This is a genomic window from Gemmobacter aquaticus, assembly GCF_007859075.1.
Classification (GTDB): Bacteria; Pseudomonadota; Alphaproteobacteria; order Rhodobacterales; family Rhodobacteraceae; genus Gemmobacter; species Gemmobacter aquaticus.
In genome coordinates, this window is the sequence record NZ_VOAK01000011.1 from 750,124 (window position 1) to 775,535 (window position 25,412).

Annotated in this window: 30 protein-coding genes; 24 read left to right on the forward strand and 6 right to left on the reverse strand. The window is 62.3% G+C overall.

Annotation, left to right across the window (positions count from 1 at the left end):
* Positions 1–3: 3 nt before the first annotated feature.
* The 5 genes from FQU74_RS05750 to FQU74_RS05770 form a co-directional block, all read right to left on the reverse strand.
* Complete coding sequence (locus FQU74_RS05750; RefSeq protein WP_146285457.1) at positions 4–528, reverse strand: helix-turn-helix domain-containing protein; 525 nt, start codon at positions 526–528, stop codon at positions 4–6.
* Positions 500–1,126, reverse strand: coding sequence for a hypothetical protein (locus FQU74_RS05755; protein ID WP_158635539.1), 627 nt, complete (start codon positions 1,124–1,126; stop codon positions 500–502). The genes FQU74_RS05750 and FQU74_RS05755 overlap by 29 nt, the downstream gene beginning before the upstream one ends.
* A gap of 48 nt (positions 1,127–1,174) precedes the next feature.
* A complete protein-coding gene (locus FQU74_RS05760; RefSeq protein WP_146285459.1) occupies positions 1,175–1,627 on the reverse strand; it encodes a YbjQ family protein in 453 nt (150 codons plus the stop codon).
* A 117-nt stretch (positions 1,628–1,744) separates the two neighbouring features.
* Positions 1,745–2,044 (reverse strand): hypothetical protein, encoded by a 300-nt coding sequence (locus FQU74_RS05765; RefSeq protein WP_146285460.1) that lies wholly within the window; start codon positions 2,042–2,044, stop codon positions 1,745–1,747.
* 358 nt (positions 2,045–2,402) lie between these two features.
* A complete protein-coding gene (locus FQU74_RS05770) occupies positions 2,403–2,720 on the reverse strand; it encodes a helix-turn-helix domain-containing protein (RefSeq protein WP_158635540.1) in 318 nt (105 codons plus the stop codon).
* Between the two features lie 94 nt (positions 2,721–2,814).
* On the opposite strand from FQU74_RS05770, the gene FQU74_RS05775 reads away from it, so the two are divergent.
* The 22 genes from FQU74_RS05775 to FQU74_RS05875 all read left to right on the forward strand — a co-directional run bounded on the left by FQU74_RS05775 (position 2,815) and on the right by FQU74_RS05875 (position 19,731).
* The gene (locus tag FQU74_RS05775) at positions 2,815–3,060 is read left to right on the forward strand and encodes a helix-turn-helix transcriptional regulator (protein ID WP_146285462.1); all 246 of its coding nucleotides are present in this window, start codon (positions 2,815–2,817) and stop codon (positions 3,058–3,060) included.
* Between the two features lie 59 nt (positions 3,061–3,119).
* Positions 3,120–3,422 carry a hypothetical protein gene (locus tag FQU74_RS05780; RefSeq protein WP_146285463.1) on the forward strand — a complete coding sequence of 101 codons (303 nt, stop codon included), beginning with the start codon at positions 3,120–3,122 and terminating at the stop codon, positions 3,420–3,422.
* Positions 3,423–3,691: 269 nt separating this feature from the next.
* Positions 3,692–3,919 (forward strand): DUF3310 domain-containing protein, encoded by a 228-nt coding sequence (locus FQU74_RS05785; protein WP_146285464.1) that lies wholly within the window; start codon positions 3,692–3,694, stop codon positions 3,917–3,919.
* Complete coding sequence (locus FQU74_RS05790; RefSeq protein ID WP_146285465.1) at positions 3,916–5,349, forward strand: helix-turn-helix domain-containing protein; 1,434 nt, start codon at positions 3,916–3,918, stop codon at positions 5,347–5,349. Before FQU74_RS05785 ends, FQU74_RS05790 begins: the two co-directional genes overlap by 4 nt.
* The gene (locus FQU74_RS19580; protein ID WP_229704313.1) at positions 5,349–5,783 is read left to right on the forward strand and encodes a hypothetical protein; all 435 of its coding nucleotides are present in this window, start codon (positions 5,349–5,351) and stop codon (positions 5,781–5,783) included. The genes FQU74_RS05790 and FQU74_RS19580 overlap by 1 nt, the downstream gene beginning before the upstream one ends.
* 109 nt (positions 5,784–5,892) lie before the next feature.
* Positions 5,893–7,698, forward strand: a complete 1,806-nt coding sequence (locus tag FQU74_RS05800) for a DNA primase family protein (RefSeq protein WP_146285466.1) — start codon at positions 5,893–5,895, stop codon at positions 7,696–7,698.
* Between the two features lie 269 nt (positions 7,699–7,967).
* A complete protein-coding gene (locus FQU74_RS19490; RefSeq protein WP_206665000.1) occupies positions 7,968–8,135 on the forward strand; it encodes a hypothetical protein in 168 nt (55 codons plus the stop codon).
* Positions 8,132–8,998, forward strand: coding sequence for a hypothetical protein (locus FQU74_RS05805; RefSeq protein WP_146285467.1), 867 nt, complete (start codon positions 8,132–8,134; stop codon positions 8,996–8,998). The genes FQU74_RS19490 and FQU74_RS05805 overlap by 4 nt, the downstream gene beginning before the upstream one ends.
* A gap of 92 nt (positions 8,999–9,090) precedes the next feature.
* The gene (locus tag FQU74_RS05810; protein WP_146285468.1) at positions 9,091–9,807 is read left to right on the forward strand and encodes a hypothetical protein; all 717 of its coding nucleotides are present in this window, start codon (positions 9,091–9,093) and stop codon (positions 9,805–9,807) included.
* 152 nt (positions 9,808–9,959) lie between these two features.
* Entirely contained in the window at positions 9,960–10,586 is a 627-nt protein-coding gene (locus FQU74_RS05815) for a helix-turn-helix domain-containing protein (RefSeq protein ID WP_229704312.1), read from the forward strand.
* Entirely contained in the window at positions 10,586–12,649 is a 2,064-nt protein-coding gene (locus FQU74_RS05820) for a phage terminase large subunit family protein (RefSeq protein WP_146285470.1), read from the forward strand. The genes FQU74_RS05815 and FQU74_RS05820 overlap by 1 nt, the downstream gene beginning before the upstream one ends.
* A complete protein-coding gene (locus FQU74_RS05825) occupies positions 12,646–12,849 on the forward strand; it encodes a phage head-tail joining protein (protein WP_146285471.1) in 204 nt (67 codons plus the stop codon). The genes FQU74_RS05820 and FQU74_RS05825 overlap by 4 nt, the downstream gene beginning before the upstream one ends.
* A gap of 11 nt (positions 12,850–12,860) precedes the next feature.
* Complete coding sequence (locus tag FQU74_RS05830) at positions 12,861–14,342, forward strand: phage portal protein (RefSeq protein WP_146285472.1); 1,482 nt, start codon at positions 12,861–12,863, stop codon at positions 14,340–14,342.
* A complete protein-coding gene (locus FQU74_RS05835) occupies positions 14,339–16,402 on the forward strand; it encodes a ClpP-like prohead protease/major capsid protein fusion protein (protein ID WP_146285473.1) in 2,064 nt (687 codons plus the stop codon). The genes FQU74_RS05830 and FQU74_RS05835 overlap by 4 nt, the downstream gene beginning before the upstream one ends.
* Before the next feature lie 82 nt (positions 16,403–16,484).
* Positions 16,485–16,814, forward strand: coding sequence for a DUF2190 family protein (locus FQU74_RS05840; RefSeq protein ID WP_146285474.1), 330 nt, complete (start codon positions 16,485–16,487; stop codon positions 16,812–16,814).
* 4 nt (positions 16,815–16,818) lie between these two features.
* A complete protein-coding gene (locus FQU74_RS05845) occupies positions 16,819–17,148 on the forward strand; it encodes a head-tail joining protein (RefSeq protein WP_229704311.1) in 330 nt (109 codons plus the stop codon).
* Positions 17,145–17,567: a hypothetical protein gene (locus FQU74_RS05850; RefSeq protein WP_146285475.1), complete on the forward strand. Its 423-nt coding sequence runs from the start codon at positions 17,145–17,147 to the stop codon at positions 17,565–17,567. The genes FQU74_RS05845 and FQU74_RS05850 overlap by 4 nt, the downstream gene beginning before the upstream one ends.
* A gap of 65 nt (positions 17,568–17,632) precedes the next feature.
* Entirely contained in the window at positions 17,633–17,977 is a 345-nt protein-coding gene (locus tag FQU74_RS05855; protein ID WP_146285476.1) for a hypothetical protein, read from the forward strand.
* A gap of 8 nt (positions 17,978–17,985) precedes the next feature.
* Complete coding sequence (locus FQU74_RS05860; RefSeq protein ID WP_146285477.1) at positions 17,986–18,273, forward strand: hypothetical protein; 288 nt, start codon at positions 17,986–17,988, stop codon at positions 18,271–18,273.
* A gap of 114 nt (positions 18,274–18,387) precedes the next feature.
* Entirely contained in the window at positions 18,388–18,825 is a 438-nt protein-coding gene (locus FQU74_RS05865) for a hypothetical protein (RefSeq protein WP_146285478.1), read from the forward strand.
* A 97-nt stretch (positions 18,826–18,922) separates the two neighbouring features.
* Positions 18,923–19,366, forward strand: coding sequence for a hypothetical protein (locus FQU74_RS05870; RefSeq protein WP_146285479.1), 444 nt, complete (start codon positions 18,923–18,925; stop codon positions 19,364–19,366).
* A 35-nt stretch (positions 19,367–19,401) separates the two neighbouring features.
* Positions 19,402–19,731 (forward strand): phage tail assembly chaperone, encoded by a 330-nt coding sequence (locus FQU74_RS05875; RefSeq protein ID WP_146285480.1) that lies wholly within the window; start codon positions 19,402–19,404, stop codon positions 19,729–19,731.
* A 17-nt stretch (positions 19,732–19,748) separates the two neighbouring features.
* Here the strand turns inward: FQU74_RS05875 and FQU74_RS05880 are convergent, their stop codons facing one another.
* On the reverse strand, positions 19,749–20,516 hold the full coding sequence (locus FQU74_RS05880) for a DUF4145 domain-containing protein (protein WP_146285481.1): 768 nt from the start codon (positions 20,514–20,516) through the stop codon (positions 19,749–19,751).
* Here FQU74_RS05880 and FQU74_RS19255 point away from each other — a divergent pair.
* Positions 20,515–20,706 carry a hypothetical protein gene (locus FQU74_RS19255; RefSeq protein ID WP_158635541.1) on the forward strand — a complete coding sequence of 64 codons (192 nt, stop codon included), beginning with the start codon at positions 20,515–20,517 and terminating at the stop codon, positions 20,704–20,706. The genes FQU74_RS05880 and FQU74_RS19255 overlap by 2 nt on opposite strands.
* A 141-nt stretch (positions 20,707–20,847) precedes the next feature.
* Positions 20,848–25,410 (forward strand): hypothetical protein, encoded by a 4,563-nt coding sequence (locus FQU74_RS05885; protein ID WP_146285482.1) that lies wholly within the window; start codon positions 20,848–20,850, stop codon positions 25,408–25,410.
* Positions 25,411–25,412 lie beyond the last annotated feature (2 nt).

Consider the following 25,412-nt stretch of genomic DNA (forward strand, 5'->3'; position numbering starts at 1 on the left):
TCCCTATCCAATCGCTTCGCTCGTCACCGGATTGAGCTTGATCCGGTGGGCTCCTGAACTTTCTGTTGTGGCTATCTCAGTTTGCCCGTTTGGCTTGACGATAACCCTTAATGTCGGCCGCGCGTTACTTGTGTCTGCGGTCGATGAGACGGATCTCAGGGCAACATGGCCGCCCGGCATTGGGGCTGCCGCCTCTTTTTCCGAGCGACTGCGTCGATTTCTGGGAGGGGCCGTCTTGTGGGCATCATCCTCAGAGATATGAACGAAGCTACCACTTATGGCGAAGACGATATCACTGATGGTATCGATGGTCATATTCCCAGGGCCGCCAAACCATCTGGTCATCTGCTCTGGTCGCTTCCCGAGGATCTCGGCAACATCGGTTTTAGTCATGCCGGAGTCGCGAAGCAGCTTGAGAATGAAGCTGTGCATCTTGTTGCGATTCCTGCCGCGGATGTAGCCAAGCGTCACCGGATCAATCTTCGATCCTTTCTTGGGCTTAGACAGGTTCAGCGTTAGCCGAGACATATCTGCTTACTTCCTCTTCAACTAATGGCTTTATGCCCGGAAACAGGCTTGCCCATCTTGCATCGGCATTGTTAATGGCCTGCTGCCATAGCGGCCCGTTGGGGCCGTCCAGTTCGCGGCGAAGACAGGTGCACAACGCGATGAATGTGTCCTGACAGATAAATGCGCCCAAGACGCGGATCGCCGGACGCGGTTCCGTGCTTCGTATGGACCAAAGTCCTCTCGATGTGGGGCCCAATCTTGCCATGAATGCGCTCTTCGGCTTGTCGTATGGATCTAAGGCGACTTCGATCAGGTCCCCGACAACGAAGCGGTCAAAGTCTGACCGAAGTTGACCGAAGCGGTAGCCAAGCTCGGCGTCTTCCCAGCCGTTAGAGTCTAGCTCGTCGGCAATCACCTTCGTAATGTACAAGTCCCGCGCCCAAGCGTCGGAAGGAAGTTGTGGTGCGCATTCGATTAGGTCCCCTTCGTCCACCAGTCGTTCGAGCATCGACTCAATTGACATATAAGTCAAATCACCTTTGGCATGAGAGTTGAAACAGATAGTTGAACATCGGTTGTGCAGTGCTAGGGAACCGTCGATCGTTGGCAGGCGCATGGTTGCAGAGAGCGACCTTTTCAATCAGTTCTTGCTCGGTATCTTCGGTCATGTTGTGCCTTTCAGCTTTACCGCTGTGCCGCTCGCCACCAAGAACAGCATCGACTTCCCGCCTCCGCTGATCTCACTGTAATCGAGGTCCACGCCAATCACGGCATCGGCTCCCAGTTCGGCGGCTTCAGACCGCAACTCCTCAAGGGCAACCTTGCGTGCGTCTTTCAGTGTGTTCTGTACCGCCTCGCTGCGGCCGCCAAACAAATCCCGCATTTCGGCAAAGAGGTCCTTGAATAGGTGCATGCCGAAAACGCACTCAGCCGCGACCACGCCGAGGCGCTCAGCAATCACCAGGTCATGCGCAGATGTCTCTGTCGTGAGGATCAGCCGCTTCGAGCGCTCTGATCTTTCCTTGAGTGCTAGATCCTCTTGGACCTTGCGATCTGGCAGTGCCGCCAGAAGTGCTTTGCGCCGGGTCTCAGCTTCGGCGGCGCAACTCGGGCACATGCCGTTAATGCTGTCTAGGCGCCAAATGCTGGTTCCGCATTGTGAGCACTTTGCCAATATGTTGCCTCCTCAAATGGTTCACTTTAGCTCCCACAGTTGAGCCTCCGGCGCTGATGTCTATCCGTTGTTGGCGTTGACTAGGCCGAACATGTCGAACTCGGGTGGCTCAGGCAACTCGCAGCCTTTTGCGATCATCATGTCAACGATGATGCTTTGCCGGGCAAAGATGTTGTTGAGCGCGGAGAGCGCCGTTTCTTGCCGCAGCGTGCTGTTGTCGACTTTGCTTGTCCGGTCAAAGAAGGTCGCGGCAACATTGTACTTCGAGTACTTGGTCGCAAGCCCAGCGCAATCGCTGGCGGTGGCTGGAGTGCTCATCGCGGCAATGGCAAGAGCTGCAGAGAAGGTCGTCAGCTTCAACGGAACAGTCCTCATGAAACAAGTTGATGGCAAATGATCGTGTCGAGCCTTCGGCTAGTCAATCGTGCGCACTGGGAAACCAAGTTCGACCTGCTCGGTGCGGCTCACCGGAAGGGAATACCATGAACCGGGACCCAGGCGGCTGTCTATATGTTGATCTCTGTTGATTCTAAATCAACATGTTGTGCTGAATTCCACTAGTTGATGCCGTTGAGGTTGTCCACAGCGGACCTAGAGGATGGACACTGCCGTGATGTTCTGGAATCGTTCCCCGCATTGGCGTGAGAGGATTCAATGAAAATCGAGGCGTTTGAGAACGTGCTGGCAGAGCTGCCCTGCGACAGTCGCGAGGCCATCCTCAGGATGATCCGAGATGCTTCGCTAGCAACCCAAGTGCAGCCTTCTCGATCGCCTGACGATCCTCAGGTGGAAGCTGCTCCATCACCTCAAGGTGAGCTGCCATAGCAGCCCTTTCCCGAGTGGCAGGATCGCCCTCATACAGATCAGCAACGGATACACCAAGCGCGTCCGCCAGACGGATTACAAGACCAGCCCCTGGCGTCTTCTTTCCCGACTCCATCTCAGAGATGTAGCCCTTCGAGACGCCGACCATCTCACCGAGCTGCTCGCCCGTGAGGCCTTTGGATTTTCGCAGTGCTCTGATCCTGAGTGACATGTTCACTTGATGCCATCTTTCCAAACAATTGCCTAATCGCACATAGCGAACTTTTGGGTTGCGTGGCGGTTCGCTATGTGCAAACTAACGAGGTATGACCCAGCTTCGAGACTTCCTCGCCACAACCAAGACCAAACAGTCCGACCTCGCGAAGAGGCTGGGCGTTTCGGTCGCGTATATGAGTGAACTGGTCAACGGCAGTAAATCGCCGGGCTATGAGCTGGCCTTTCGCATCGAAGACGCGACTAGCGGTGCCGTGTCGGCGCGGTCGTGGTTGCCATCCCCTGACACTCAATCTGACCAACCGGGCCCGCTGCCCGAGCATAAGGACGTCGCCTGATGTCACCTCGCACCCTCCATTCCATCGCTGGCGGCCAGTCTGCCGCGCCTCGGGGCCAAATGTCCCGGTCCAGTGCTTTTGTCCCATCGGGCGGGCGGGGGCGCAGTGCTCAGGCCATGCGCCGGGTTCAGGCGCTGCCGGTGATCGAGATCAGCCGGGATGAGGCGATGGAGTTCTGGGCGGGCGTGATGCGCCGCCGCTGCGGCAATCCTGAAACATGTGCAGTGATGTTCGGCGTGACCGTCCAGACCGCGCGCAACTGGTTCACGGCGTTCTCGCGCCCGCACATTGATGTGGTTCTGCAAGCCATGCGCTGGTGGCCTGACGATTTCTCCGGCGCCGATCTGGGGCAGGGCAGGTAAATGCCCGGCAGCAGTCGTGCCGATGCCCGCAATCACCTTCCTGCTTCTGGTGCTGCGGAAGACTCGGGCGGCGCTATGCCGTCGCCCGCTTTCTCTTCGAACTCGATCCTTCTCGCTGGCTCCCTCCTCCTCCCGGGGTCAGCACCGCACCGGGGCGCGGCGGCGGGGATCGGTGGCGCGCCCAAACTCCGTTTGGAGAGTGCGAGCCCCGCGGGTCGGGCAACCGACCTGCGGGTGCTTGAGAGCAAAAAGATTTGCTGGGGACAGGCATGACAAAGCCCGACATGGTCAATCATCCGCCACACTACACGGGCCATCCGAGCGGTGTCGAGTGCATCCAGATCACCGAACACATGGGGTTCTGCCTCGGCAATGCGGTGAAGTACATCTGGCGCGCTGACCTGAAAGCAGATGCCGTCGAGGATCTGCGCAAGGCGCGCTGGTATCTCGATCGGGAGATTGAATGGCGACTTGCCGCCGGGGTGGTTCCGGCATGACGCGCGAGCAACAGATCGCGGCCGAGGTTGCCGCACGCTACGGATGCCCGGTTCCAGATGCCGCCGTGCAGATGCTGCCAGTTGGGAAGAGTTCCTGGCAGGCGCCGGTTTGGGATCCAAAGACCAACCAGCTGCGTTACCCTGATGCCGAGGCCAGAAAGCGGGCAGCGCGCGATGCGCCATACATCCGTGCCCGCAAGGCACCTGTCCGGGCGGAAGAGATTGCTGCGCGTCGTGCCGAGGTGGCCCGGATGCATGCAGAGGGCGTCTGGTCGTCAGAGATCGCCCGCAGGCTGGGCGTCAATCCCAGCACAATTTCGACTGACCTCTTCGTTCTGGGGCTCGAGCCGGTCAAGCCGCCCACCAGCATTTTCGCCAAGAAGACGCCATATGCCGTTCATCCGGCTGTTCTGGCCCGCAATGCCCGGATCGCCGAGCTTGCGGCACTTGGCTGGACCGCCGACCAGATCGGTCTTGATGTTGGCTTTTCGCGCAAGGTCGTTCGGGCCGTCGCGGCCAAGCTCGGGATTGAAATCAAGCATCCGGAAAGGCCCAAGGCCAAGCCTCGGGTAAAGGCTGAATGCTCGGCCACGCGCGCAGCCATACTGTCGCGGCGCGCGGAGGTGCGCAGGTTGATCGAGGCAGGGCACTATATGTCCGAAGTGTCGCGGATTCTGTGCCTGTCGAACCGCGTGGTGGCGCTCGACGTGAAGAGGATGGGACTGCAGCCAGTCAGCGGCGTCTCGATGACGTCTGCCAAGTCAGAGCGGCTGGCGATGCAGCGGGAACAGCAGAGCCAGCGTCGTGCTCGCGTCCAGGCGCTCTATAATCAGGGAATGACCGTCAGTGCCATTGCCGCCGAGGTTGGCGTGCATGTCATCACGGCGCGGAAAGACCTCCGCGCGCTTGGTTTCGCGATCCTTCCGCAGAAAGAAGCCCTGATGCGGGGGCGGTCGGGCCGCGCGGCAGAGATCCGGGAGGCGATCGCCAAGCGGGATGACGTGATCCGCGATCTGGTCGCCGATGGGCTGACACAGGACGAGATCGCCTCAAGGGTCGGATTGGCCGTCAACACTGTCCGCCGCACCCTTGCACGCCTCGGACTGCGGACAGGCAGGGTCAATGTAATAGAGATCAGGCGTCAGAAAGTCGCAAAGATGCGCGCTGCAGGCGCAACGCTGGCCGAGATCACCGCCGCATTGGGCATCAGCTCCTACACCGTCACGATGGACATTCGCGCGCTTGGGTTGGTCGGCGAGAAAAATGCCAAGGCGGAACGCCAGAAGCAGGTGGAGCGGCTGCGCGCCGAGGGCATGAGCATCCGGAAGATGGCAGAGGCGCTTCGCGTCAGCCATGCGACGATCTCGGTGGATATTGCTGAACTCGGGCTTGCCGGAAAGCCAAACCGTCCGATGAAGGCGGCAGCGTGATGGATGGGGCAGCCACCAGTGCGGACGATATCCGTTCAGCCTATGAGGCCACGGCCGAGTTTCGGGCATGGAAGCGAGACATGGTCGCGGTGGCCGCCCTGCGCGCGCTCTATCGCCTTGCCGAGATGGACAATCGCGCAGCGCTGGAAGCTGCGGCCGGGTTCCTGGAGGAAGCCGGGGCAGGGTCGCCGGAACTTGCCTTCTTCGCGGAAAATATGCGCAGCGATGCCACCTTCTGGGCTGACATCGCGAGCCCGGCCGAACTCGAGGCCTATGTCGGTGCGGGCCTGCGGCGCATGGGCACAACGGCCTTTGCGACCGAAACCCGCAAGCGGCTGTTCGTCGCGCTGTGGCAGAGCATGCCAGATACGGAAAAGCGCGCGTTCTTGTCCCGCGTAGATCCCAAGGGCGTGTTCAGGGGGAAGGCAAGATGATGCCACCCGCACCGCCCGCACCCACCGACAAAAGCTGGCGCCAGATCGCTGAGGTCGTGCGCGCCATCGTAGACCGGGCCGAAGCCCGGCAGGGCAGAGAGAAGCAGGAATGAGCGACCATGACGATGATGATGCTTTCGCGGGCATAAGTCCGTTGGCGGAGCGCCGCGCCCGTCCTTCCGCCGACCCAATGGCGGGGCTTGGCCCTGATGAAGATCCGGAACTCTGGGCGCGGATCGCCAAATGTGCCGAGCAAACGCTGAACGACACCGGCAATGGCCAGAGATTCCGCATCCATTTCGGTGAGAACCTGATCTGGGTGCCCCGCGTCGGCTGGTATGACTGGAGTGGGCAGGTTTGGGTCAAAGACCCAGACATGCTCGTGGTGCGCGGAAAGGCGCAGACACTCGGCCCCCTGATCGAAAAGGAGGTCCGCTTTATCTCGGTGCCTCCGGATCGGGCAGAACTGGTCGAACGGCGTGCTGAGATCGAGGCCGATATTGCGCGACTGAAGCGCATCCCGCCCAGCAAGCGGACGCCGGAACAAGAGGCCGAGTTGTCTGATCTGCAGCCGCAGCTCGATGAGATCATGCATGTGCTGTCTGGCGTCCAGGACAGGATCGGCCAGCGCCTGCGGCACGCCAAGAACGCGGGCAACTCAGCGCCGATCGGCAACATGATCAATGAGGCATCGATCGCGCTTTCTCGCCAGGTCGATCAACTGGACGCAGGCGCTCTGGACGTGAACTGCGCCTCTGGTGTGCTCCGATTCAGTGTTGATGGGGGTGGTGACGCAGGCTTTTCCAAGGTGTCTCGGGTCGATGTCATTCCGCATGCGCGTGATCAGCTGCTGACGAAGATTATTCCGCACTCCTACGATCCGAAAGCGACTTGCCCGCGGTTCGATGACTTCCTGCGTCGGATCATGCCGGAAGAGCGCATGCGTCGTTTCCTGCAGCGCTGGTTCGGGTTGTGCATGACTGCGCTGACGGGCGAGCAGAAGCTCTGCTACTTCTATGGCACCGGGGCCAACGGCAAGTCTGTGCTGGTTGACCTCATGGCCTGGCTGCTCAGTGACTATGCTGCCGTTGCCAAGATCGAGAGTTTGACGGGCTCGAACCGGCGCGGCGGGGGCGATGCAACTCCGGACCTCGTGCAACTCGTCGGCGCCCGTTTTGTGCGCGCCAGTGAGCCCGATGAGGGGGTGAAGTGGCAAGAGGGCCTGATCAAGGAACTAACCGGCGGGGAACCCATGCTGGTTCGGGCGTTGCAGCAGGACTTCTTTGAGTTCCTGCCGTGCTTCAAGCTGACGATCAGCGGCAACCACAAGCCGGATATCCGGGGCACGGATGAGGGCATATGGCGCCGCCTGCTGCTGGTGCCCTTTGACCAGCACATCACGAAGGACGAGCGTGATCCGGATCTGCAGAAGAAGCTCAGGCAAGAGGCGCCTGGCATCCTGCGGTGGGCTGTCGAGGGCCTGCTCGACTATCTGGAAGGCGGTCTGGATGAGCCTGAGGAAGTGCGGGTGGCAACTGCCGAGTTCCGGGCCGAGAGTGACCCGATCGGCCAGTTCCTGACCGACTGCACCACTGTGACCGGTGACCCGACAGACAAGATCATGGCCAAGGACATGATCGAGGCGTTCAACTTCTGGCGTGCCCGCGATGGCCTCGGGGAATGGCAGCCAAACACCATCGCCAAGCGCATCAAGGGCGAGAAGGCCGGCAAGTGGCGACACCCTGCGACCGGGCGCAGTTTCGAGGCGCACAAGGCCTCGACCACGTTCTACCTCGGCGTCAGGTGGACAGACATGTTCGGTCGAGACTTGCGCCATGCCCCTCGCGACCAGCGCGGCAAGATCATCGGATCGCCGGTCGATATGGGCGGCTATGGCGATGAAGGGGGCATGTGATGCAGACGCCCCGCACCCCATTGATGTTCGGCGCCGGGACGGTAGGGACGCAAACCGAAAATTTGGGACGGAGAAACCTTAACGGGGGTCCGGGGGAAGTCGTTTGCAATCAACGCGTTGGTGCATGTTTTGGGACGCTAGGGACGCTAGGGAGGCATTTTGCGGCCTACGTATGCGCGCGCGCAAATATGATGCCGGAATGCTTCAAACCATTTCTTACGCGTAGGCGGAAAACTCCTTCCCCATCGTCCCTACCGTCCCTGAACTTCATGCAAGCCGATGAACTGAAAGGGAAAAACTTTTGGCTCCGTGGCGCAATGTCCGTCCCTGAAAACCATGTGTCCGTCCCTGCCGTCCCTGATGGCCGGGGCGTTTTCTCAACATCTGGTGGTGGCGTGTTTAATAGCAACAAAATGAGCGATGAGGCCGTGAAATGATCAGGGCGGTGGTGATGGAAATGGCGATGTCGGAGACCTTCTCGCGTCCAGCGGATCTCGATGCGGCGGTTCTGGCCGAGGTTCGCAGCCTGCGGGATGCGCTGAACTGGGCCTGCAACACGCTGCACTGTGAAATGGAGCACCTGCGCAAGCTGTCGTCCTTCGAGATCGATCAGCTGCAACTGCGCTATCGCATGGCCATGGCCGCCCCGCCTGAGCGTTGTGGCCCTGACATGATCGCCCAGCCTGCGCGCGGCCCGATGGTGGCTGTCAGCCCCATGGGCCTGATGCCGGAAGGCGAGGCGGGCTGGAAGGTGGAACATGTCGGTTATCGTGGCCGCGACTGCGCCCGTGCGGCTGATGCATTCGACGTGATGGAACGGCAGGCACGCCGCGCTGCCCGCAAGGGTGGCGAGCAGCAGGCGCCTTTGTTCTCTGCCCTGCAGGTCTCCACGGGACGGCGCTATGCCATGCTTGTCGAGCGGCATGCATCATCGGGCATGCGCTGCTCTTCGGTCGAGGCTCAGGGCGGCGGTAGCGGGCAAGGTGGATCGTTCATCGATACGGTCATCCATGAAGGCGACCTGATCCGCGCCATGCACCGCGCCATCGGTGACGGATCTTCGCTGGCAATTCGCCGCATCCGCCCATCGCAGCGCGGCACAAGGGCCGGTATCCGTGACAGGGCGCTCGTTGATGCTGTCTGCTTGGGTGGGATGACGGTCAGTGCCGTGCTGTCTGCGCATGGGTGGTCGGTCTATGGCGACAATGTTACATCGGCGCGGCGAGCGCTGTGCGCTGCGCTGGATCGCATGACCATGGCCTATGCCCCACCGCGCGGATCAAAGGGGATTGACGCTTAACTCAGCCGCCCGCATCTTGTGTGACATCATCGAGACGTGCGCCCGGAGGGATACACCCTACCGGGCGCACGCATTTCTAGGGGGGTTGGGACATGGACACGTCTATGTCCATCGACACCGGGCCTTTCACCCTTGCCCTGCGCCAGATGGCCGAGCGTGATCTGCGTATCGCTGCCACCTGGGCACTGAACGACATGGCCGAGGATATCCGCCTCGATGTGCAGAAGCGCATGCAGGTGGTGTTCGATCGCCCGACACGCTGGACGCTGAATTCGTTCGAGGTCGTCAAGGCAAACCCGACCGGGTTGCAGGCTGTGGTGCAGCAGCGGGCTGGCTCGGCCTCGCGCCACTACCTGCGGGTCGAGGAAGAGGGTGGGCCGCGCCCGCAAACCGGGTTCGAGACGCTGCTGTCTCGCAGTCTGGCCTATGAGGGGATCATCCAGTCCATCGTGCCCGCCGACAATGCGCGGCTCGATGCATATGGCAACTGGTCCTCGGGTGAGAAAAGCCGGGTGCTGTCGGATCTGCAGGCGCAGCGGGATGGCACGGCCAACAGCACGGCGGCATCGCGGAAGCGGCACCGGGCGAGGGCACGCTACTTCGTGCCCAAGGGTGGGCTGACCGCCAATGCGATCTATAAGCGCGAGGCCAGCGGGCAGATCGGCGTGGTTGCTGTGATCAGCGCCAAGGTGCCGGTCTATCAACAGCGCCTCGGCTTCTTCGATAATGCCGGGCGGATCTTCGAGGCCAAGATGCCGGATCATCTGGCCCGGACGCTGGCCAAGATGATGGCGAAGCGGTTCGGGTAGGCCTTCGGGTCCTTCCGGGGCACCTCGGTAGCGCGGGTAATTCGCACCCCGCAGGTTCAGCCCGGCTTAACTCGCTGAAAAGCCTTAACTGCCCGGCTAAACACGAAAAGGGCGGCTTAACTCTTGCAGAAATGCACAGAAAGGGATGCCTGATGCTGAATGCGACGCAACTGGCTGACCGGCTGGGCGTCTCGAAAGCGCGGGTATCGCAATACCTGTCCGAGGGGAAGCTCGTCGGGTGTTATGAAGGCGAGGGTCGCTCGCGGCGCTTCGATCTGTCGAAAGTGCAGGCGGCACTGCAAGGGCGCCTCGATCCGGGCCAGATGCTGGGCAATGGCGCCTCTACCAAGCGGGCGCTGACCGATCTAGGTGATCCGGGTGACGCTCCGGCGGATATGCGGCCGCGCCCTGCGGCCAAGACGGATGGCGCGCTATCGCCGCGCGATCCTGATCGCTACGAGCTGGCGCGCATTCAGAACGCCGAAGAGGATGCACGGCGGAAGCGCCGGGACAATGAGCGTGATGAGGGCCGGTGGGTTCTCGCCGAAGAGGTCGAACGGTCGACGGCAAAGTTGCTGTCCCGTGAGATCGGGCAGTTCGAAACCGTGATCCGCGACGGCGCCCGCGCTATCGCCGATCGGTTGGGTGTCGATTTCCGGGAGGCCCGGCAGATCCTGATGCAGGTCTGGCGTGCGCATCGCGGGGAGAGGGCTGAAGCGCTGTCCGCCGAATCTCAGGCGGCCCCGATGACTGAGGCCGAGCAAGAGGCGAACGGCTGATGGGGTTTCTTGGTTCTGCGGAATCGGCGGTGCTTCGCGGCATCGCGCTGGCGATCCTGCCGCCGCCGCCGCCGGACATCACGCGCTGGTGTGAAGAGAATATCGAGTTTGACGAGCGGTCGCCGTTTCCCGGGCCGTTCCGCATCGACAGGTTTCCGTTCCTGCGGCGCATCCATGACGTTCTGTCCCCTGAGCATCCTTGCCGGGAAGTGACGGTGCGCGGGTCGGCGCAATGGGGCAAGACTGTCTCGGTTTTGAACCCGACCGTCGCCGCCTGGCATGAATATGGGCCGCTCGACAGTCTTGTCGTGCATCCCACGACATCTTCGGCGACCGAATGGGTGCGGACCAAATGGATGCCGATGCGGCGGCAGGCCCCGAGCCTGCGGCTGATCTTCGGGGACGGGCGTGGCGAGCAGACCGACACGTTACACAATCAGGAAACCATCCGGCGCGATGGAAGCCTGAAAGTGGTTTCTGCCGGGTCACCGGATGACCTGGCCGGCACCACCCGGCGCCTCGTCCTAATGGACGATGTGTCGAAGTTCGAAATGACGCCGAAGGGTGATCCCGAGCAGCTGGCCGTCAGCCGGGCGGCGGGCTTCGAGGATGCAAAGATCGTGCGCATCTCGACGCCTCAGGTCGTTGGGACGTGCCGAGTGTCGCGGGCCTTTACCCGGTCGACGCAGGAATTCTACCACGTGCCATGCCCGCACTGCGGCAACATGGCTCCCCTGACATGGGAGAACTTTCGGAAGAACCTGCAGCCCGAACGGCTGTCGGCGGCGCATTTCACCTGCGAGGCTTGCGGTTGCGTGATCGACCACAGCCACAAGGTCGCGATGGTCGCGGCGGGACAGTGGGTGGCACACAATCCCGCTGGTGACCATCCCGGGTTCCATCTTTGGCGCGCCTATGTTCCGCAGCGGGACTGGGCCAGCATCGCAGTGGAATACGCGCAAGTGATGGGCTGGACAGGGCTGGCGCTGACCGAAGCGGGGCAGGCTGCGATGCGCGATCCGGTGGACGCGCAAACAGAGCAGACCTTCTGGAACGACGTCCTGGGTCTGCCCTATGAGCAGGCGAGCAAGGGCCCGGATTGGGAAAAGCTGCGCGACCGGGTCGAGAACGCGGACAGCGAGACCGGGCGGCCGATCCAGCGGGGGATGGTTCCGGCAACGGGTGTCATTCTCGCGGCTGGTGTCGACTGTCAGGGCGACCGTATCGAGGTGCAGATCGTCGCCTTCGGGCGGAACTATCGGCGGTGGGTGATCGACAATCAGGTGATCCCGCACCACATCAGCACGGATGAGGCCCGTGGCGCGTTGAACCAGCTTCTGAAAAGCAGCTGGCGCACCGAAGCCGGTCGGAGGATCGGCCTCGACGTGCTGGCGATCGACGGTGGCGCCTACACCGAGGATGTCTGGGACTGGGCGCTGACGCATCCGTTCACGCGGGTCATGGTGACCAAAGGCGCCACCAGCGCCATGGCACCGCCGCTGAAGCGGATGGAGTTCGACAAGCGCACGGATCGGATGGCGCGGCGCAAGCGCAAGCAGGGGTTCGTGGTGGGGGTCAGCCAGCTCAAGGCGGACTTCTACACATGGCTCGACAAGGTTGATCCGGCTGAGCGTGGGTTTTGCCGGTTCGCAGCAGGTCTTGGCGACGAATACTACCGTCAGATCACCTCTGAGGTGCGCATCCTGAAACGGGCCACCTCGGGCGTGATGGTCAGCCGGTGGGTGATTGCCGAGGCGGGGCGCCGCAACGAGGCGCTCGACACGATGATCATGGCTGAAGCCGGTGCCCGCTACAAACAGTGGACCTACATGAGTGATGCGGCTTGGGACCAGCTCGATGCCGAACGTGGCGGACCAGCCGAGGAACCGCAAGGCGATCTGTTCAGCCTCGCGATCCCGGTTGTAGCGCCGCAGCCGGTGGCCGAGACCCCGGAACCGCCCACCGTGCCGCCGGTATCTGGGCAGATCGCGCCGCGGCCAACCGCAGCGCCGCAAGTGGATGATGGCCCCGCATGGGTGCCCGAACGGAAGGACTGGATATGAGCTACACGCAAGCCCAGGTCGACGCGCTGCGCGCAGCCATCGCCACCGGCGCTCTGGAAGTCCAGAACGGTCAGGAGCGGGTCAAGTATCGCAGCCTCGAGGAGATGCAGCGCGTTCTCGCGATGGCGGAAGCCTCGATGGCTGGTGCGGCAAGTGCCCGCCCGACGCATTTTCATCCGACCTTTGATCGCGGCCTCTGAGGGGATTGGGTATGAACCTGCTTGACCGCGCAATCGGGGCAGTCGCGCCGATGGCTGCGCTACGCCGTGTGCGGGCTAGGGCTGCTCTGAAGGCCGTGATGCACTTTGAGGCGGCAACGGCTGGTCGGCGCGGGGCGTCCTGGCGTCCTGCCGCGAGTGACGCCGACACCGCCGCCGATCCGGCCCGTCAGCGGCTGGCCTTCATTGCGCGGGACATGGTGCGCAACACGGCCTTCGCAAGCCGTGTGCAGGGCGTTGTGGCCAACAATGTGGTGGGCGATGGCATCATCCCGAAAGTAAGGGGGAAGTCGAAGGCTGCTCGCCAGAGCCTGCTGGCGGCGATCGAGGCGCATTGCGACACCACGGCGATTGATGCGGATGGCCGGCAGAACCTCTATGGCCTGCAGCGCCTCGTGATGAACACCGTGGTCGAGGCCGGTGAGGTTCTGATCCGGCGGCGCCCGCGTGACCTTTCGGACAAGCTGCCGCTGCCGTTCCAGATCCAGATCCTCGAGCCCGACTATCTGGACGACAGCCGCGATGGCCAATTGGACAACGGCAACATTGTCGAAGGCGGGATCGAGTTCGACAGGATCGGGCGCAGGGTAGCCTATTACCTGTTCTCGCAGCATCCCGGCGCGATGGGGTCGCTGCGTCGTCGTTGGGAAAGCCACCGCATCCCGGCGGATTCGGTCTTGCACATCTACCGTCAGGACCGCCCGGGACAAATGCGCGGTGTCAGCTGGTTTGCGCCGGTTGCGCTACGGTTGCAGGACTTTGCAGATGGGCAAGATGCCCACCTGATGCGTCAGAAGATTGCGGCCTGCTTCACGGCATTCCGTGTAGCGCCGGATGCCGAGCATCCCGGCACCGATCCGCAGGACCCTGCCGGGCTCTCCAGCCTGTCGCCGGGTCGGGTGCAGAGCCTGCAGCCGGGTGAGGATATCCGCTTTGGCACACCGCCCGGCGTGACAGGCGTCGAAGAATTTTACCGCTGGGTCATGCGCGCTGTCAGTGCGGACATGGGCCTGACCTATGAGGCTGTGACCAACGACTTTTCGGGCGTCAACTTTTCCTCGGCGCGCATGGCGCGGATGGAGATGGATCGGAACGTCAGCAGCTGGCAATGGCTGATGATGGTTCCTCAGATGATGCAGCCGATCGGGCGCTGGATCATCGAAGACTGGGCCATCGTGAACGGCAAGAATCCGGCCAGCGTGTCGCTGGACTGGGTGCCGCCGCCGCGGGTGATTGTCGATCCGACCCGGGAAATCCCGGCCATGGCCGACCAGGTGCGGGCAGGGTTCACCAGCCGCGGCGAGATCGTCCGGCGGCTCGGATACGATCCGGAGCGGGTCAACGAGGAAATTGTCGAAGAGCGCGCAGCCGACCGCGTGGCAGGGCTGATCTTCGACAGCGATGCGGGCGCGGTGAAGGGGCTGCGGCCCTATCCACCCGAAGATGCGCCCCCTCAAAAAGGAGATGAGGCATGAACGAGATCAGGCTCTACGGCAGCGTCGGGGGCAGCTGGTGGGATGAAGAGTTCTTCACCGCCGCCCAGGTGCGCGAGCAGCTGGACAGCGTGTCAGGCCCCCTGACTGTCCGGATCAACTCCGGTGGCGGGATCGCCTCGGAAGGGCAGGCGATCTACACCATGCTGGTCGACTATCCAGACGAGGTGCATGTGGTGATCGATGCGGTGGCCATGTCGGCCGCCAGCCTGATCGCCATGGCGGGCGACACGATCACCATGCGCCTTGGTAGCTACATGCTGGTGCATGACCCGGCTAATCCGGGGACCGATGGACGTGGGACGGCGGACGATCACACTCGAGCAGCCAAGCAACTCGAGATTATCTCGCGCTCTTATGCTGCCGTATATGCGAAGCGCGCCGGGATCAGTGTCGAGGAAGCTCGGCAGATCATGCGCGACGAAACCGTAATGGACGGACCTACCGCGCTGATGATGGGCTTTGCGACGGCCGTCGATGAGGCCGTCGAGGCCGAGCCGGTCGCGCGGTTCGACTACAGGATTTACGCCCACGCGCCGCAGTCGCTGCGCGAGGCTTCACAGGTTCTGGGCGCACAGCCCGGAAAGGCGGCCATTGTGGCCATGATGTCGGGCATGCCCCGCAAACCGAAACAGGAGACCACGATGGCGGAAGAAGCCACCGAAACGCCGGCGGTGGAGGCCGCCGAAGAGGAACTGACCCAAACCGAATCCGGCGAGGGACAGCAGGAAGAACAGCCCGCACCTGAGACAGTGACGGCATCGGCCGCTGATCGCCAGCGCGCGGCGCGCATCCGCGACACCGTGGCCATGGCCGGATTCGAGCCGACGATGGCGCTCGACATGATCACCCGTGGCCTCTCCGCCGAACAGGCGCTGGCCGAAGTCCTGACGAAACGCAAAGAGGGAGACGCGACCATGAGCGGCGCGAACCATTCGGGTCACCGCCCGGCCACGATCACCGCAGATGCGCGTGACAAGTTCCGCGAGGGTGCCGAGCGCGCCCTGATGATGAAGGCAGGCCTGAAAGGCGGCGAGCGGAACGAGTTTTCCAGCTTTTCGCTGGCCGAGATGGCGCGCGAATGCTTGATCGTGTCGGGCCACAATGGCCGCTTTACCACGGCCTCTGAAATGGTGGGCCATGCCTTCACCATGGCTGGCGCTCATTCGACCAGCGACTTCGGCAAAATCCTGCAGAACATTCAGGGCAAATCTGCACTGGCTGGCTGGGATGAGCAGCCCGAAACCTATCCTTTGTTCACGCGCGCGATCCCACTCAGCGACTTCAAGGAAACATCCGTTGTCGGGTTGGGCCTCACTTCCTCCCTGCCCAAGGTCGAAGAGGGCGCCAACTACACGTACGGCACTGTGTCGGACCGCAGTGAGAAAATCGTTCTCGCCAAGTACGGCCAGCTCTTCAGGATTACTCGTGAGGCCATCCTTGGCGATGAAATGGGGATGCTTGCAGAGGTTCCGCGGAAGCTCGGCCGTGCCGCACGCCGCACGATCGGCGATCTGGTCTTTGCGGTGATCAATGGCAACCCTGTGATGTCTGACGGTGTTGCGCTGTTCCATGCCACCCATGCCAACTTGGCAGGAACGGTAGGTGCGCCCAGTGTGACAACCATGTCGGCGGCGCGGACTGCGATGCGCACCCAGCGTGAAAAGGCAGGTGGGCCGGTGCTGAACATCGCGCCGAAATACATGCTTGTTCCGGCGGCACTGGAAACGGTTTCGATGCAGCTGCTGACCTCGAGCTTCGAGCCGACCGCGAACAAGGGGCATGCCACCAACCCTGTTGCGGGCATGGCTGAGCTGATCGTTGATGGCCGCCTCGATGCTGTCTCGTCCACCGCTTGGTATCTGGCCGCTGATCAGCGTGCCTTTGACACCATCGCGGTTGGCTATCTGAATGGCGTGCAGGAGCCTTTCATCGAGCAGCAGCAGATGTGGACGGCAGACGGGGTGGAGATGAAGGTCCGCATCGATGCGGGCGTTGCTCCGCTCGACTTCCGCACCCTCTACAAGAACGCCGGCGCCTGATCCGGACTGACCTGATGTGACGAAGGGGCGGCCATCGTGCCGCCCTTCGTCGTTCTGCAACCATGAAACCTGAGGGTTGAACATGAAAAACTACGTCGACAACGGCGATACCGTCACGGTCGCCGCCCCGTATGCCGTCACCTCGGGCCTTGGCGCGCTGGTCGGCACCCTGTTTGGTGTCGCGCAAGCCGATGCCGCAAACGGCGCCACGGTCGTGCTTGTCACGCGCGGCACCTTCGATCTCGTGAAGGCAGCATCGCAGGCCTGGACGGTCGGCGCTGCGATCTATTGGGACAACGCCGCGCGCGCATGCACCACCACGGTGGGTTCCAACACGCTCATCGGCAAGGCCGTCGCGGCAGTCGGCGGCGGTGCTGGCGAGACCATTGGTCGCGTCCGGCTGAACGGCTAACGCCGTGTCCGGCCTGTTCTCCGGCATGTCCGGGATCATCGTCGGCACCTTCGGCCAACCGGATATCCTCTACGTGCCGAGAGTCGGCGGTGCGAGGCGCATTCCCGGCGTGTTTCGCGAGGCACCGACCGAGGCGATCGATCAGGACGGGCACCCTGTCCTGATCGTTGCCCCGACATGGCGGGTGCAGCGCCATCTCGTGCCGGAAATCGCCAAGGGCGACCGGGTCGAGCCTGGGAATGGCAAGATCTATGCCGTGTTGGATCACGACCCGTCAGGATCGCCCGCCGAGGATGCCTTCCTGATCTGTAAATTGGAAAGGATCTTCGATTGAGCCAGAGGTCTGCATTCCGTGCCCTTGCGCGTCAGGCGCTGTCGGCTGATCCGCGCATGGGCGAGCTGACGCAGCTTTCGGCTTGGGCGGGTGGTATCCCGGCCGAGATTCTGCCGGTGATCGGTGTCGTCACCCCGCAAGAGCGGGCGGCGATGGACAGCATGGGCGTGATGGAGCGCTCGACGCTGCTTCAGGTCGTGGTGAAGCGCCTCGGCGGGGATGATCTGGAAGACATCCTCGATCTGGATGGCGATGCGATCGAGAAATGCATCGTCGCCGCGTTCTTCAATGCCGACTTCCGCTGCCTGCCCGAAAACATGACCGTCACGCTGAATGGCGAGGGCGAGCAGCGCGTCGGGACGATCCTGGTGGACTTCCGCGTCACCTGGTTCCGCGACCTCGACGGGACACTCGCCTGACACCCGCGCCCGGCTGCTGATCGCGGCCGGACGCTTCCCCGAAACCCTGCCAATGAGGACATCCCATGGCGACCATCGCGAAGACCCAGATGCGCGGCCCCGGCCAGCGCACCGTGACCGAGACCACGCTTGGTGCCTCGAACGACTTTGTCTATGCGCCGGGCAACGGCGAGATCCTGATCCTGCGCAACCCGACTGCTGGCGCGGTCGCGTCGGTCATCGATGGCGCCGGGGCGACGTCGAAGGCAGTTCCAGGGGTGGGCAACGTCGATCTTTCGGCGGGCTACAGTGTCGGCTCCATTCCGGCCGGCGGCGTCCGCGCCATCCCGCTCGACACCATTGCGGCCTATCTCGAGGGCGCCATCAGCATCACCGGCACCGGCCTTGTGGCCGCGCTGCTTACGTTCTGAGGCCTGCGATGGCACGTCTCATCAACTCCACGCGCCGCGACATCGTTCTGCCAACCCGGCACGTTGTCCCTGCGCAGGGCCAGCTGGAAACCACGAACGAGGTGATCGGCTGCACGGATAACTGGCCCAAAGTGAATGGCCTGGTCCTGTCCGGTGATCTGGTTGCAGAACTCGACCCGCCACCCGAGGTTGCGGAAGCCTCGGCGCCGGTCGTCGCTACTGCGCCCGCAACCCAAGACGTGGAAGCCGGTTCTGAGCCGACTGCCGCAGGCAAGGCCCCTCGCCAGAAATCCTGATTGCCGCTGTCCGCGGGCTGGCCCGATCGGGCCGAACAGCGGGCACCTCTGAAAACCGGATCAGCATAAGTCGCCGCGGGCGACCCTGATCGCATGCCAAGAAAGGGCAATCCCATGGCGAACGCCATTTCCTACATCGGGGCCACCATCGGCTGTGTGGTCGGTGTCCCCGCGACTGTCGACTCGGCCGGCTTCGGCGCGTTGGTCTACACCACCATCGGCAAGATCGCCTCCTTCGGTGAAGTGGGCGATACGGCTGCCGATACGACTGTCGATCTGCTCGATGGACGTATCGAGCACGTCAACGGCGCGAAGGATGGCGGTGCTGTGCCCTTCACGATCCGCGCCGACGCGGACGACCTCGGTCAGCCGATCCTCAAGGCGCAGTCGAACGGGAACAATGAGGTCTCGTTCCGCATCGTCGATCCGGATGGCCGGATTTCTTACTTCTACGGCAAGGTTGCGAATGTCCGCGACACCGAAAGAACGTCAAGCAACTACAAGGGGTTCACCGGTGAAGTTCGTGTGAACAGCCCGACGATCCGCACCTGACGCCTTCGCGCCCCGTGTCCGGGGTGTGATCGGGCCGTCGAGGCCGTGGTTCAGCCTCGGCGGCCCACCATGAACCAGAACCGCAAGGAACACAGATATGGATTTCACCAAGTTCGACAGCCGCGCTGCGGCCGAGGTCGCTGGCCGCCTGCACCTGACGCATCCCGCAACGGGAGAGTTGCTCTTCGCTGACAAGGCCCAGGAAAAGCCCTGCATCGTGCTGGTTCTCGGCTCGGAAAGCCGGTCAGCGCAAGCGGCCCTGCGTGCGGTTCGCAATGCAAAGCTGTCGGGTCCGAAGAAGGCCGAGAGCGCCCAGACCCTTGAGGATCTGCATCAGGCGATGGTCGATGGTGCTAAGCCCTTGATCGTCGGATTCGAGAATGTCGCGCGTGGGGAGGCTGCTGCCACCGCCGCCGATGCTGACTGGTTCCTGAACCTGCAGCTGATCAATGGGCGTGAAGGCGAGAAGGCCTTTGTCGAACAGGTGATCGAGTTCGCGACCGATCGCGCGAACTACCTGGGAAACGCATCGCAAAGCTGATCCTGACGGCGCGGCAGTGGGGGCACCTGCATGCCGTGCCGAAGGACTGCGGCGGCGAGAGCTGGTTGAAGCGGGCGCAGCGGTTGAAGGAACCGCTGGGCCTGCCGGAACTCGATGAAGGCGAGTATCTGATCGAGGCCTTTTTCAGGCTTGGGCCGACGCGGAACAACGGCATGTCGGTCACCCCTACAGACTGGTCAGAGATCAAGTCGTTCGCCGATCTAACCGGCCGGATTTCGGAGCCATGGGAAGCCGAAGCGTTGTTCGACATGTGTCGCGGCTATCATGAGGCCCGAGTCGCAGGGGAGGACCCGCTTGCGATGTCGCCGGTCGAGATCGAGGCGGAGGGCGATGTTTTGGTGTGAATAGTGTGGCGCAGTCGTCAGGCTTTGTGTTCGCTGGATGTCAGTGCACTTTTGACGTCCGCGCCAAGTTCGTATGCGGCTCGAAGAAAGAACCGCAGGAAGGTTGCAAAGGCTCTCGCCTCGTCTTCTCCGCCATCTGCATCGTGTGTGGCATTTGCGCCGAGGCTTCGGATGTGGTGAGCCCAATCAGCGATTGGCTTTGTTATCACGCCCTTGACTAGCAGGCTGTCAATTCTATCGGCGATGTTCTTTCCGGTTCCGCCCAAGTCTTTAGTGCAAAGGTCGATCACGGTCCTACAGGTCGCAACCGCGATGCTGGGGTCGAAGCTCTGTTGCAGCATCCGTTCGATGTCTGGCATGAGTCTTTGAACGCGCTCAGGCCATGATGAGTGGACAGGCAAAGAGTTCGGTTGTGGAAATAGCCGAAGCTCGTCCATGGTGAATCGCGTATTGGCTCGACCTGTGCCGATCTTATGAAGTTCTTTCTGATGGTTGATGAGCTCGATCCTGCTCATCTCAACAGTTGCCAATATCGGAAGAAAGCAGGCTTGGCAGATCAGCAGTGCGGCGACGGACACTGGGTCGTCGGCCCCAAGGCGATGCCTACTTGGCTTGGGGAGGATGTCAGTACTGGTGTTGGCTCTTCTTACGGATCGCTCAAACTCCATGACTGACTTTGCGTCATCAGCAGGAAGGAACGGTCGATCTCCAAATTCGTGGAGTTCGGAAAAGGTTGCGAGGTCTGACTTGTTGCAGTGCGGACAGACAATGGAGGCGGTCAACATGATGGATAAAGAAGCTCAGAATCAGATATGGATCGTATCATCAGAGACGATCCAGTCGGTTGTTGCGAGTCATTCTTCCGATCGACCGCGATTGGAAAAGGCCATGCTCGAATTTGCGAGGCTTGGTGATCCAAGCGCCGTGATCCGCGGTCTTCTCGACTATATTTGCAGCCCAGTGCCAATTGAGTGATGGTCTGCGGGTGGCCCCGGCCACTTGGGCGAACTGGGCAATTCCGATGCCAAAACTGCTACTTGGCGCGTGACGCGCCGCTTTCCTGATCAACCGCAATGACCGCGGGCGCCCCTTGGGCGGCCCGTCTCGAGGTATGGCATGACCACTTCTGCGCAGATGAAAGCCACGCTAGGGCTTGATGTCTCTCAGTTTGAGACGCGTGCCCGAGGTGCGGCCAATACCGCGAAGCAGATGGGCGCCGAGATTTCGCGTGCATTGGATGGTTCGAAGGCTTCGGCGCGGTCGCAGGCAGCGGCATTTGAGCATCTGCGCGCCTCGATCGATCCAGCCTATGCGGCCACACAACGCTATGCGCAGTTGCAGCGCCAGATTTCGGGTTATGTCGACGCCGGTGTTACCAGCCAGCGCACGGCTAACATGGTGCTGGAACAGGCCGCGTCGAAGTATATGGGGGTCGCGACGTCGGCTGAGAGGGCGCAGGCGGCGCAGCGCGAGCAGGCACAGTCGACTATGCTTGCCAAGCAAAGCTATGACGCCCTGCGTACGTCCCTCGACCCGCTCTATGCCAGCAGCAAGCGCTATGAGCAGGCGCAAGAGACCCTGACTGCCGCAGTGGCGGCGGGGATCATCAAGCAGGAAGAGGCCGCACGCGTCCTGCAGATGGCTAATCAAAGGTATCTCTCAGTTGGACCTGCCGCAAATGCAGCGACTTCTGGTGTGAACAAGTTCACGCCTGCGATCACCAATGCAGGCTTCCAGGTGCAAGACTTCGCGGTACAGGTGGCAAGCGGTCAGTCTGCGATGATGGCCTTTGCGCAGCAGTTCCCTCAGCTAATGGGCGTTCTCGGGTTCAGCGGGAAGCTGGCGCTGGCAGGTTCGTTGATCGGGACTTTCGCAGCAGTGGCCTTCGCGGTTGCGCCGATGCTGTTCGATATCGGCGAGGCTGCAGCGAAGACCTCTGACACTGTCGCGGATCTCGGATCGGCTTTGCAGTCATATCAGGAGTACGCGGCCAAGGCCCGCGGCACCTCGGCTGAACTCTTTGCGGAATTTGGCATGGGAGCCGCGCGCGGTCGCGAGCTTTATGACGCGCTTTCCCTTCTAGAGCGCATCAAGTTCGACCAGAACCTTTCGGCCTCGATCAAGTCGCTGACTGGTGATCTGCAGGGCGTCACCGATATGATCGCCCAGTGGGACTACGCCACCCTCGAATTGCCGCCAGCACTCCGTGCAGAGACCATTTATCTCTCGCAGGAGGCGGTTCAGAAGCTCGGGGATGAATATGGTCTGACCCTTGGCCAGGCTCGACAAGTCACAAACGCGCTGTCTGATCTCTCAATGGCGGCGGGCCCTGAGCAGGCCGCCATTGCCGCAAAGAACTTGGCGCAATCGCTCCTTTCTGCCCACGCCGCCGGTGCTAAGCTGCCGCCGGAACTTGTCGAAGCGGCGCGTTCCGCGGCGGAAACTGGCGTTGCCGCCGAGCGCATGAATGCAATTCTGAACAGTTCGGTCGGACTTGGCACTTCCCTTGCGTCGGAGTTCGATCGGCTCGCGGCCTCCATTGGATATGCTGCAGCCTCCGCTGCTCAGCTTGCGGCGCAACTTGGCGCAGCGGCTGTGGCCGGGGCTCAGCAGGCCGACCGGCAACTCAAGGTCATCAATGCACAGATCGCGGCAGTGAAATCCGGTCAGGATGAGGTTGTGGCGGGTAAGCTGCGCGGGCTTGAACTGGATAAGGAGGCGTTCCGAAATGCCCACCGGACTGCAGGGGTCGACGCGGGTATTGTTGAGACAATGGTTCGCAAGAATTTCGCCAGCCAGGAGGCTGTCGTTTATGCCGAGCGCGAGCTGCAGTCAGCCATCAAGGTGAGGACAGAGACAGAGCGCGCTGCAAAGGCGGGAAGTGGTGGCAAGAGTGCGGCTGCAAAGGAAAGCGAGAAACTGTCGGCTTCGCTCGACAAGGAAGCGCAGAAGTGGCTCGACACCATCGATCCCATGAACCGCTACCAGCGCGAAATGTCCGAGCTGCTGCAGCTTCAAGGTCGCCTGTCGAAAGAGGACATGGCCAAGGCCATCAAGAAGCTGAACGTCGATCTCGCCGACAGCATCCCGATGGTCGGTGACCTGTCGAATGCCTTCGCGGATTTCGTAGTGTCGGGCGGCAAGGACATCGAAGGGCTCGGCGATCTGTTCAAGGGCGTCCTGAAACAGATGATCGCCGATGCGGCCAAGAACCAGATCATGCTTGCCTTGGGCATCGCGCCCACCGGGACCGCTGGCACGCCGGGCGCTGCAGGTGGCACGGCTGGTGCCGGTGGCACTCTGAGCAACTTCGGTGGGATCTTTGCCGAGGATGGCTGGCTGATGACCGGCCTCAACAGCGGCAAGGGTTTTCTCGGCACCGTGGGTGGCTGGCTCGGGATGGGCGGTCAGGCCGCCGGAACCGCAGGCACGGCCAGCGGGATCATGGGCTCGCTCGGTAGCCTCGGGTCCATGATGGGTACGGTGGGGGCGATCATTGGCGGCATCGGCATGGTGGTGTCGCTTGGCAAGAAGTTGTTCGGTCGCGAGCTGAAGGACACCGGGATCAGCGGCGCCTTCAGTGGCTCGGGCTTCTCCGGGTCTTCCTACAAGTATTACAAGGGCGGTCTTCTGCGCTCGGACAAGACCTCTTATGAGGCGCTTGATCCGGTGGTGCAGTCCACCATCGGCGCGGCCTATGGTGATCTGCGCAAGAGCGTGAAGGGCATGGCTGGCGTGCTCGACCTTGGTACCGATGCGATCAAGGGCTTTGCTTACGAGTTCAAGATCAGCACGAAGGACATGACCGAGGAAGAGGCCCTGCAGGCGCTGCAGGACGAAATGGCAAAGGCCGGTTCCGGTATGGCCGAGCTGATCCTCGGGACCAAGCGCTACACCGAAGCAGGCGAGACGGCCCTCGACACGCTGACCCGTCTTTCCTCCAGCCTGACCGCAGTGCGCCAGGTCGCGCTTCTGCTGGGGCATACCTTCGACATGGTCGGTCTGCGCGGCGGTGACGTGGCCTCAAACCTTGCCAAGGCGTTCGGTGGCGCCGAGTCGATGGGCACGGCGGTGCAGGCCTATTGGCAGACGTTCTACACCGATGGCGAACGCATCCGCACGCTGACCCGCCAGACGGGGCAGGAACTGCGCAAGATGGGCGTGTCGATGCCCCGGACCCGTGAGCAGTACCGCGCCCTGATCGAGAGCCTCGACCTCTCGGACAAGAGTTCGCACAAGCTTTATGCCACGCTGATCGGCTTGTCGGGTGTGATGGACCAGATCCTGCCGACAGTGTCGAACCTGACCCGCGAGATGGAGCGGTTGCAGGGCAGGGTGGTGACGATCATGGACAAGATCGCCACCGGCCTGACTGCGGCGATTCAGGCCAATCAGGCAGCGGCCGGGGAGTGGCGCAAAGCCGGTGACGGCATCCGCGACTATCTGGACAAGCTGCGCGGGACCGCCTCGGCCCTGATTTCGCCGATGCAGGCACGCGCCTACAACCAGATGAAGTGGATGACCACGCTGGCCTCGGCCCGTGCTGGTGACCTGACGGCCGCCGGCAATCTGACCGGCACGGCGGGCAACTATCTGGACAGTGTCAGCGCGACGGCTGGCACGCGCCTCGAGGCGGCCCGGGCGCAGGCCCGTGTTGCGGCGGCTCTCGGTCTCGTCGCGAACAAGACTGAAACGCAGGCCGACAAGCTCGATCGCATCGCGACCATTCAAGGGCGGCAACTCGCCCTGATCGAACGACTGCAGGCCCTGATGGATGCAGGCAAGACGATCAGCGCCGAGCAGCTGGACCTGCTGCGCACCCAGCTGGGCGATCTCGATCGGAAGATCCTGCGCGTCAATGTCGCCGGGTTTGAAGGTGCCACCTCGCTGCTGCCCAAGGGGCAGATGCAGGGCCTGCGCTCTGCGCTGGATGACCTGCGCGATGCGATCCGCGCGGAGACCGCGCGTCAGAAGCACGAGTCTGCCGTCACAAGTCTGAATGCTCTGGTCGGCAACCTGACGAAGAACAAGGCGGGCGACGTCTTTGTCGATGACAAGGACCTGTCCCGGATGGCGCGCATTGCCGGGATCGATGCCGAAGGCCTTACGACCAATCAGCTGCGCAATCGTCTGGTCAACTTTGACAGCGGCGATCTGCTGAAAGGCACGGTCTATGACCCGACCGGGTCGAAAGAGCAGGCCTATCTCGATCGGCTTCGCGGTCCGAGCAACGTGTCAGGACCGGCGCCTCAATGGGCCGAGGGTCTGCTCGGCTTCTGGCAGCGGATCTACAACAACCCGAACCTGACCGTCAAAGACATCATGGCAGCATCCAAGGGCGGCACGCCGCTCTCGGAAATCCCCGGCGCGCTTGAGGTCGAAACGGTCAAGAAGAAGGTCAAGAAGTTCGCCGATGGCGGCTATCACGCCGGGGGCTTGCGCCTGGTGGGTGAAGAGGGGCCCGAGCTGGAAGCGACCGGCCCGTCGCGGATCTACAGCGCCAGCCAGACCCGCAACATCTTCGACATGACCGGGCTTATGCGGGAGTTCCGTGCCATGCGCGAGGAACTGGCGCAGATGCGCCGCGAGCAGCGCCAGCTCGGTCTGAGCATTGAGGGCAACACCTATACGACCGCATCCGTTCTGCGCCGCGAGGAACGCCGCGCCCTTTCGGAGTAACA

What these genes read in the sequence shown, in the direction of transcription:
- FQU74_RS05750 (WP_146285457.1), bottom strand. Translation starts at nt 528, where the DNA reads ATGTCTCGGCTAACGCTGAACCTGTCTAAGCCCAAGAAAGGATCGAAG.
- FQU74_RS05755 (WP_158635539.1), bottom strand. Translation starts at nt 1,126, where the DNA reads ATGCGCCTGCCAACGATCGACGGTTCCCTAGCACTGCACAACCGATGT.
- FQU74_RS05760 (WP_146285459.1), bottom strand. Translation starts at nt 1,627, where the DNA reads ATGTGCCCGAGTTGCGCCGCCGAAGCTGAGACCCGGCGCAAAGCACTT.
- FQU74_RS05770 (WP_158635540.1), bottom strand. Translation starts at nt 2,720, where the DNA reads ATGTCACTCAGGATCAGAGCACTGCGAAAATCCAAAGGCCTCACGGGC.
- FQU74_RS05775 (WP_146285462.1), top strand. Translation starts at nt 2,815, where the DNA reads ATGACCCAGCTTCGAGACTTCCTCGCCACAACCAAGACCAAACAGTCC.
- FQU74_RS05780 (WP_146285463.1), top strand. Translation starts at nt 3,120, where the DNA reads ATGTCCCGGTCCAGTGCTTTTGTCCCATCGGGCGGGCGGGGGCGCAGT.
- FQU74_RS05785 (WP_146285464.1), top strand. Translation starts at nt 3,692, where the DNA reads ATGACAAAGCCCGACATGGTCAATCATCCGCCACACTACACGGGCCAT.
- FQU74_RS05790 (WP_146285465.1), top strand. Translation starts at nt 3,916, where the DNA reads ATGACGCGCGAGCAACAGATCGCGGCCGAGGTTGCCGCACGCTACGGA.
- FQU74_RS19580 (WP_229704313.1), top strand. Translation starts at nt 5,349, where the DNA reads ATGGATGGGGCAGCCACCAGTGCGGACGATATCCGTTCAGCCTATGAG.
- FQU74_RS05800 (WP_146285466.1), top strand. Translation starts at nt 5,893, where the DNA reads ATGAGCGACCATGACGATGATGATGCTTTCGCGGGCATAAGTCCGTTG.
- FQU74_RS19490 (WP_206665000.1), top strand. Translation starts at nt 7,968, where the DNA reads ATGCAAGCCGATGAACTGAAAGGGAAAAACTTTTGGCTCCGTGGCGCA.
- FQU74_RS05805 (WP_146285467.1), top strand. Translation starts at nt 8,132, where the DNA reads ATGATCAGGGCGGTGGTGATGGAAATGGCGATGTCGGAGACCTTCTCG.
- FQU74_RS05810 (WP_146285468.1), top strand. Translation starts at nt 9,091, where the DNA reads ATGGACACGTCTATGTCCATCGACACCGGGCCTTTCACCCTTGCCCTG.
- FQU74_RS05815 (WP_229704312.1), top strand. Translation starts at nt 9,960, where the DNA reads ATGCTGAATGCGACGCAACTGGCTGACCGGCTGGGCGTCTCGAAAGCG.
- FQU74_RS05820 (WP_146285470.1), top strand. Translation starts at nt 10,586, where the DNA reads ATGGGGTTTCTTGGTTCTGCGGAATCGGCGGTGCTTCGCGGCATCGCG.
- FQU74_RS05825 (WP_146285471.1), top strand. Translation starts at nt 12,646, where the DNA reads ATGAGCTACACGCAAGCCCAGGTCGACGCGCTGCGCGCAGCCATCGCC.
- FQU74_RS05830 (WP_146285472.1), top strand. Translation starts at nt 12,861, where the DNA reads ATGAACCTGCTTGACCGCGCAATCGGGGCAGTCGCGCCGATGGCTGCG.
- FQU74_RS05835 (WP_146285473.1), top strand. Translation starts at nt 14,339, where the DNA reads ATGAACGAGATCAGGCTCTACGGCAGCGTCGGGGGCAGCTGGTGGGAT.
- FQU74_RS05840 (WP_146285474.1), top strand. Translation starts at nt 16,485, where the DNA reads ATGAAAAACTACGTCGACAACGGCGATACCGTCACGGTCGCCGCCCCG.
- FQU74_RS05855 (WP_146285476.1), top strand. Translation starts at nt 17,633, where the DNA reads ATGGCGACCATCGCGAAGACCCAGATGCGCGGCCCCGGCCAGCGCACC.
- FQU74_RS05860 (WP_146285477.1), top strand. Translation starts at nt 17,986, where the DNA reads ATGGCACGTCTCATCAACTCCACGCGCCGCGACATCGTTCTGCCAACC.
- FQU74_RS05865 (WP_146285478.1), top strand. Translation starts at nt 18,388, where the DNA reads ATGGCGAACGCCATTTCCTACATCGGGGCCACCATCGGCTGTGTGGTC.
- FQU74_RS05870 (WP_146285479.1), top strand. Translation starts at nt 18,923, where the DNA reads ATGGATTTCACCAAGTTCGACAGCCGCGCTGCGGCCGAGGTCGCTGGC.
- FQU74_RS19255 (WP_158635541.1), top strand. Translation starts at nt 20,515, where the DNA reads ATGATGGATAAAGAAGCTCAGAATCAGATATGGATCGTATCATCAGAG.
- FQU74_RS05880 (WP_146285481.1), bottom strand. Translation starts at nt 20,516, where the DNA reads ATGTTGACCGCCTCCATTGTCTGTCCGCACTGCAACAAGTCAGACCTC.
- FQU74_RS05885 (WP_146285482.1), top strand. Translation starts at nt 20,848, where the DNA reads ATGACCACTTCTGCGCAGATGAAAGCCACGCTAGGGCTTGATGTCTCT.